Origin of the sequence: Flavobacterium sp., assembly GCF_044371705.1 — a bacterium.
GTDB lineage: Bacteria > Bacteroidota > Bacteroidia > Flavobacteriales > Flavobacteriaceae > Flavobacterium.
The window spans coordinates 1-6,430 of record NZ_JBILTE010000143.1 but is presented as its reverse complement, the minus strand read 5'-3'; the positions used below and the strand labels follow the sequence as shown (position 1 = coordinate 6,430).

At 36.0% G+C, this 6,430-nt stretch carries 5 protein-coding genes; 3 read left to right on the top strand and 2 right to left on the bottom strand.

Annotated elements, in window-relative coordinates:
* From ACIQ2S_RS09955 to ACIQ2S_RS09945, 3 genes are all read left to right on the top strand, one after another.
* Positions 1 to 1,886: polysaccharide biosynthesis protein (locus ACIQ2S_RS09955; protein ID WP_396175517.1), on the top strand; the 1,886-nt coding region annotated here is incomplete at its 5' end.
* Positions 1,887 to 2,064: 178 nt separating this feature from the next.
* Complete coding sequence (locus tag ACIQ2S_RS09950; RefSeq protein WP_396175515.1) at positions 2,065 to 2,817, top strand: polysaccharide biosynthesis/export family protein; 753 nt, start codon at positions 2,065 to 2,067, stop codon at positions 2,815 to 2,817.
* Between the two features lie 18 nt (positions 2,818 to 2,835).
* Positions 2,836 to 5,211, top strand: a complete 2,376-nt coding sequence (locus ACIQ2S_RS09945; protein WP_396175513.1) for a GumC family protein — start codon at positions 2,836 to 2,838, stop codon at positions 5,209 to 5,211.
* 248 nt (positions 5,212 to 5,459) lie between these two features.
* Here the strand turns inward: ACIQ2S_RS09945 and ACIQ2S_RS09940 are convergent, their stop codons facing one another.
* The gene (locus ACIQ2S_RS09940) at positions 5,460 to 6,200 is read right to left on the bottom strand and encodes a tyrosine-protein phosphatase (protein ID WP_396175511.1); all 741 of its coding nucleotides are present in this window, start codon (positions 6,198 to 6,200) and stop codon (positions 5,460 to 5,462) included.
* 50 nt (positions 6,201 to 6,250) lie between these two features.
* Positions 6,251 to 6,430 (bottom strand): hypothetical protein (locus tag ACIQ2S_RS09935; protein WP_396175508.1); only part of this gene is annotated, 180 nt, incomplete at its 5' end.

The window sequence follows — 6,430 nt, the reverse complement described above, 5'->3', positions numbered from 1 at the left end:
ACATTGGTTATCTACCGCGGTGGATTGTCCTATTAATCGATGTTTGTATTTTGCTTTTTTCAGCAACCATAACCTATTTTTTGATTTCTAATTTAACACTTCAGTCTTACGATACTTTATCGGTTTCTATCCAATATTTAATCATAATAGCGGTGAATACAATTTATTTTTTTGTATTTAAAACCTATTCAGGGATTATCCGGCATTCAACATTTATTGATGGTATTAAATTGTTATTAGCCACTTTTAGTGGATTTATTACATTAGTAACAATCAACTATTTGTCTTATTTTACACTTTGGAATAAGATTTTTTTAACACCCGCATTGATTTTTAATTTCGTTCTCAACTTTTCCATGCTTTTTTTGTTTCGAATATTGGTAAAGTCAGTATTCGAACGCTACTTTAGTGTCAAAGCAAACGAACGTTTGATTCCAGCATTGGTTTTTGGTTCAGATGCAAATGCTATTGCTGTGGCTAACGCTTTAAAAATGGAGGTTCCAGGCCGATTTAAATTGATTGGTTTTATAAGTCAGAAATCGCAAAGTGGATCAAAGACAATTCTTGATTTACCACTATTACAAAACAATCGGCAAATCAGTCTTTTAATGCGTTCAATGAATGTGCAAGCATTGATTTTGGCCGACAGTAATTTATCTGCAGATGATAAGCGGGAACTAGTTGATGATTGTTTGGAAAATGGTTACAAAGTTTATTCATTGCCTTTAATCTCTAACTGGGAAAATCAAAATGAAATTTCCCGTAAAATTCAAGCAATAAAAATTGAAGATTTATTGGAGCGGAAACCAATTGTATTAGACAAAGCAAAATTAGCTTTACAAATTCATCAAAAACGAATTTTAATAACTGGTGCAGCCGGTTCAATAGGTAGTGAAATAGCACGTCAAGTTCTAGCATTTGAACCGGAAGAACTAATATTGGTTGATCAAGCAGAAACACCGTTGCATGAATTATGCTTGGAAATCGAGAAAATTAATCCAAATGTAAAATTACAAGTAGTAATTCAGGATATTCGTAATCGTCAAGCCATGGAACGTATGTTTCAAAAATTTCTTCCCCACAAAGTATATCATGCGGCTGCCTATAAACACGTTCCCTTAATGGAGCAAAATCCAGACCAGGCGATTTTAGTTAATGTGATGGGTACCAAAAACATAGCTGATTTGGCACTAAAATACAAGGCCGACAAATTTGTAATGGTCTCTACTGATAAGGCTGTAAATCCGAGTAATGTAATGGGTGCTAGTAAACGTATTGCCGAAAAATATGTGCAATCCCTTTTTTATTCGCAGCAGGAAGAATCGAATCAAATGACAACCAAATTTGTAACCACTCGATTTGGTAATGTGCTTGGATCCAGTGGTTCTGTCGTACCCTTATTCGCCAAGCAAATAGAAGCAGGTGGTCCGGTTACAATTACGCATCCGGATATTATCCGATATTTTATGACTATTCCGGAAGCATGCCAATTAGTTTTAGAAGCCGGAGTCATGGGAAATGGTGGAGAAATTTATTTGTTTGACATGGGTAAACCCGTTCGCATCATCGATTTGGCAAAGAAAATGATTCGTATGGCCGGATTTATTCCGGATAAAGAAATAATTATTGAAATTACAGGCCTACGTCCCGGGGAAAAGCTATTTGAAGAATTGTTAAACGATGCTTCCTTAACGTTGCCCACTCGACATGAGAAAATTGTTGTAGCCCAAGAACCACCTGAGGAATACCGGGAAATCCCCGAAATGATTGACACCTTGGTGGAACTAGCCCAAAATGATTCACATGTTGCAATCGTTACATATATGAAAAGAATCGTTCCGGAGTACATTAGCAATAACTCCGAATATCAGTTATTAGATAAATAGCAACAGTATTCCCATCCTCTGGAGGGAGGTGTCCGACCACGGCGGGTGGGGTGGCTACCAACAACCTTAAACAACCTTAAACAATCTTAAACCCATAACCTACAACCCCTAACCTATAACCTACAACACTCAACAAAAAAATCACTACCTTTGCAACGTTTGTATTAAAATATCATTAATGAAAGTAACAAAGCAACTTTTTCTTGGGATTCTATTAATTATTTTTGTAGGCTCATGTGCCTCCCCCGAAAAACTGGTTTACATGCAGAATATAGAAGCACAAGCAGGTCAATCAAGCGGGTCGTTTGAACCATTGATACAACCGGATGATATGTTGCAAATCATTGTGTCAGCAGTCGATCCCGAGACCGTAATTCCATTCAATTTGCCTACATTGGGACCTGCTGCGAACTTAATCAGCCAGCAAACTTATATTGTGGATTACCAAGGAACCATATTATTTCCTGTTTTGGGATCATTAAAAATCGGTGGTTTAACCCGTTCGCAAGCAGTTTCTATGTTAGTCGATAAGTTATCAAATTACGTTAAAGACCCGCAAATAAATTTTAGAATTTTAAATTTTAAAGTTGCGGTGCAGGGAGAAGTAAACAAACCGGGTGTTTTTACAATAAGTAGCGAACGCATCACACTTTTAGAAGCGATAGCTCAGGCAGGGGATTTGACCATTTATGGTAAAAGAGATAATATATTGGTAATTCGAGAACAAAATGGCACCAAAACATACGCCAGAGTGGATTTGACAAAAGCTGATTTTTTTCAATCACCGTATTATTATTTGACCCAAAATGACGTTGTTTATGTGGAACCTAATAAAACAAAAATAAATGCATCTGCTGTAGGGCCGAATATAACAGTAATTTTTACAGGAATTTCTTTACTGATTACAATAGTAGCGTTAACAATCAGATAAAATTAAGTTACACACATTATGGCTATATCTTCACAAGAGACTCAGGAACAAAATACGTTTGATATTCGCCAAGAATTGGACTACTACTTGAATTATTGGAAGTGGTTTGTGCTTGCAATCATACTATTTTTGTCAGTTGCCTATGTCTATTTGCGTTACACCACTCCCATTTATAGAGCAACAGCTACGATTTTAGTTAAAGATGATAAAAAAGGCGGGCTTGATTCTGAATTGGCTGCATTTGCAGATTTAGGAGCACTCAAAGGGGTTAAAAGTAATGTTGACAATGAAATTGAAGTATTAAAATCAAGAACAATTGTCCACAAAACAGTCGACAAATTAGATTTAAATATTTCGTATATCGGTGAAGGTCTTATCAAATCGAAGGAGATGTATAATCAATCTCCGGTGCAACTTATTTTTGAAGATGGTACAACAGATCCAAAACAAATGGTCTTTCAAATAAAATCAATCAACAATGTAGTATTTGAACTGACTGAGGGAGAGCAAAAACGGGGTGTTTTTAAATATGGAGAAGTAATTAAAAATGTGTCGGGTGATTTTAAAGTGGTTAAAAAAGAACTTTCAAAAGCAGCAGCTCTCAAGAAAGATTTTGAAGTAAAAGTAGTTGTCAATTCAGTTGCATCTGTAGCTCAAAGTTTTAAAGGGAGGTTGTCGGTGGCAACTTTAAGTAAAAATGTGACCGTTGTAGAATTAGGAATGAGTGACCCTAATCCTAAAAAAGCAGCCGATTTTTTAGATGGTTTGATACAAACGTATATTGAAGATGCGATTGCAGATAAAAATATGATTTCCAAAAAAACGTCCGAATTTATAGCGGAACGTCTAGAAATCATATCAAATGAATTAGATGGAGTAGAATTGGACGTTGAAGGTTATAAGCGAAAAGAAGGTTTAACCGATATTCCAACTGAGGCCGAATTATTTATTGCATCAGCAAGTGATTTTGAGAAGGCGGTGTTAGAAGTAGAGACAGAACTGAAAATTGTAGAAGACATTTTACAGTTAGTTGAAAAAAACAGCTCTTACAACCTGCTTCCGGGTAATTTAACCTCCGATGTGAATAGTTCGGAGCTTTTAGGACAATTAAATAAATTAGTTTTAGACCGCAACCGACTAATCAAAGGTTCTACACCTAACAATCCAGTGGTTATCGGTTTAGAGGCTAAAATTGAATCACTTAATCGGAGTGTGATTGAAAGTTTGAAGCAATTCAAACAAACATTAGCAACTAAAAAGAGAGAATTACTAAAGCAGGAGAATAAAATAGGCGGTAAAATCTCTAAGTTACCTACACAAGAAAGGGAATTTAAAAGTATTGATCGCCAACAAAAAATCAAAGAAGCTTTATATCTCTACTTGTTACAAAAAAGAGAAGAGACAGAACTATCGCTTGCCGCTACGGCTACCAATGCTAAAATAATTGACTCCGGATTTTCGGGAGGCGGACCCATTTCTCCTAAAAGGAATGTTATTTTTTTAGCAGCATTATTAGCAGGATTAATTGTTCCTTTCGGGTTTTTATACTTGATTAAAATTCTAGACACGAAAATTAAATCAAGATCGGATGTCGAAAAATTAGTTTCTATTCCTTTTTTAGGTGATATTCCGGTATCAGAATCCAAAGACGAAATAATTAAAGCAAACAGCCGATCAAGTACTGCAGAAGCCATTCGGATTGTTCGAACCAATATGGAGTTTATTCTCTCGCATGTTCATGAAGATAAGTGTAAAACGATTTTTGTCACTTCTACGGTTCCAAAAGAGGGAAAGACTTTTGTATCCATCAATTTAGCAACAACAATAGCATTATCAGGTAAACGAGTACTTTTAATTGGTTTAGATATTCGAAATCCAAAATTAGATCAGTATGTTAAATTGCCCTCAAAAGGACTGACAAATTATTTAACTAAATCGCAGGTTACTATTGATGATTACATTGTAAAATTGGAAGGGTATGAAAACTTTTTTGCATTGCCTTCCGGAGTAATTCCCCCCAATCCGGTGGAGTTGTTAATGAGCGATAAGTTAAGTTTACTGTTTGAACAATTAAAAAAACAATACGATTACATTATCGTAGATACTGCACCGGTCAGCATGGTTACCGATACATTACTTGTAGCCAAAAATGCGGATGCCTTTGTATACGTGATGCGAGCCAATTACCTTGAAAAAGGCATGTTAAAGTTTGCAGAAAACTTATACCAAGAGCACAAACTACCCAATATGGCAGTAGTTTTAAACTATACGGAATGGCGTAAAACTTATGGATATGGTTACGGTTACGGTTACGGATATGGCTACGGTTACGGAGCTGATTTGGAACAGAAACCCGTAGCATGGTATCAAAAAATTTTAAATAAATTTCGTTAGGTAATCCTCTGAAATTTAATTGTTGCACACTATTCCCCTCCTCTGGAGGGGTGCCCGCAGGGTGGGGTGGCTACCTATTCAAAATGGATGCGTTTTATAACTCACTCCCAAAGAATTTTTGTAAATACTCCTTTACTGTTTAAAGCTCATTACCTTAAAAAGACTTTACTCGGTATAAAACTGGGAAAAAATTCTCTGATTTATATGGTAAAAAATGAAACCTTTTTACCGCATAATCACCTATACCATTACGAATTCCGAAAAAGCCTATTATTGTCAAAAGCAACTTTAAGTGGTTGCAAATCCTTCTGCAACACACGATTCTCAAATGCTTTCACATGGTTTTGATGATGAACATCAGAACCCACAAAATCAATCATTCCTTGCTTTAGTAATTGCTCTGCAGCCACAGCAACAGATTGACCATAATAGCCGGTAACGGATAATAAATTCAACTGAAAGAAACAGCCCGCTTTTTTAAGCTTGCGATATTTGTCAAAATTGGAATGATAAAACAAATAACGTTCCGGATGAGCAAGTACTAGTCGATAACCGGCAACTTGGCAGTCAAAGATGAGATCCATTAATTGAAGTGGAGGATTGAGATACGACATTTCAACCAGTACGTAATTATCCTTTAAGCACAAAAGCGACTGCTGTTTCGCAAGCTCTGAAAAATGACCATCCATGAAATATTCTGCTGCAGCTTGAATAGATACTAAATGATTAGCAATAGCTAGCTCATTTTGTAACTGCTGTAAGCTGTCGTAAATGGTTTCTTTAGTATTATTCCACAAATGCTCCATGATGTGCGGGGTAGTTATAAACTGCTCAAATCCAAATGATTGGAGCGAATGAATCAGTTGAACAGATTCATCAACTGTTTTTGCCCCATCGTCAATTCCCGCCAGCAAATGCGAATGAATATCTGCATAATTGGAGGGTACTAAATCTTTTAAATAGGGTTTTTTAGAAGAAAAGAAAATCAAAATGGTTGCATTAGTGTATAAAAAAACCCCAAAATTGGGGTTGCATCTATTTAAGAGTTGGCACTTGCTTTACGATATTTTTTTAGAAAATAAAAAGCAAAAGCAATTCCAATTAGTACTAACCATATTATCTGGCCGTTTATTGGTGCATCAGGACCTTCTAAATCTCCGCCGCCGTCATCGTCTCCTGGGCCAATTTGAGCAATCATTGTAAAATCAACAAAAAGAAC

What these genes read in the sequence shown, in the direction of transcription:
- ACIQ2S_RS09950 (WP_396175515.1), top strand. Translation starts at nt 2,065, where the DNA reads ATGAAAGTAACAAAGCAACTTTTTCTTGGGATTCTATTAATTATTTTT.
- ACIQ2S_RS09945 (WP_396175513.1), top strand. Translation starts at nt 2,836, where the DNA reads ATGGCTATATCTTCACAAGAGACTCAGGAACAAAATACGTTTGATATT.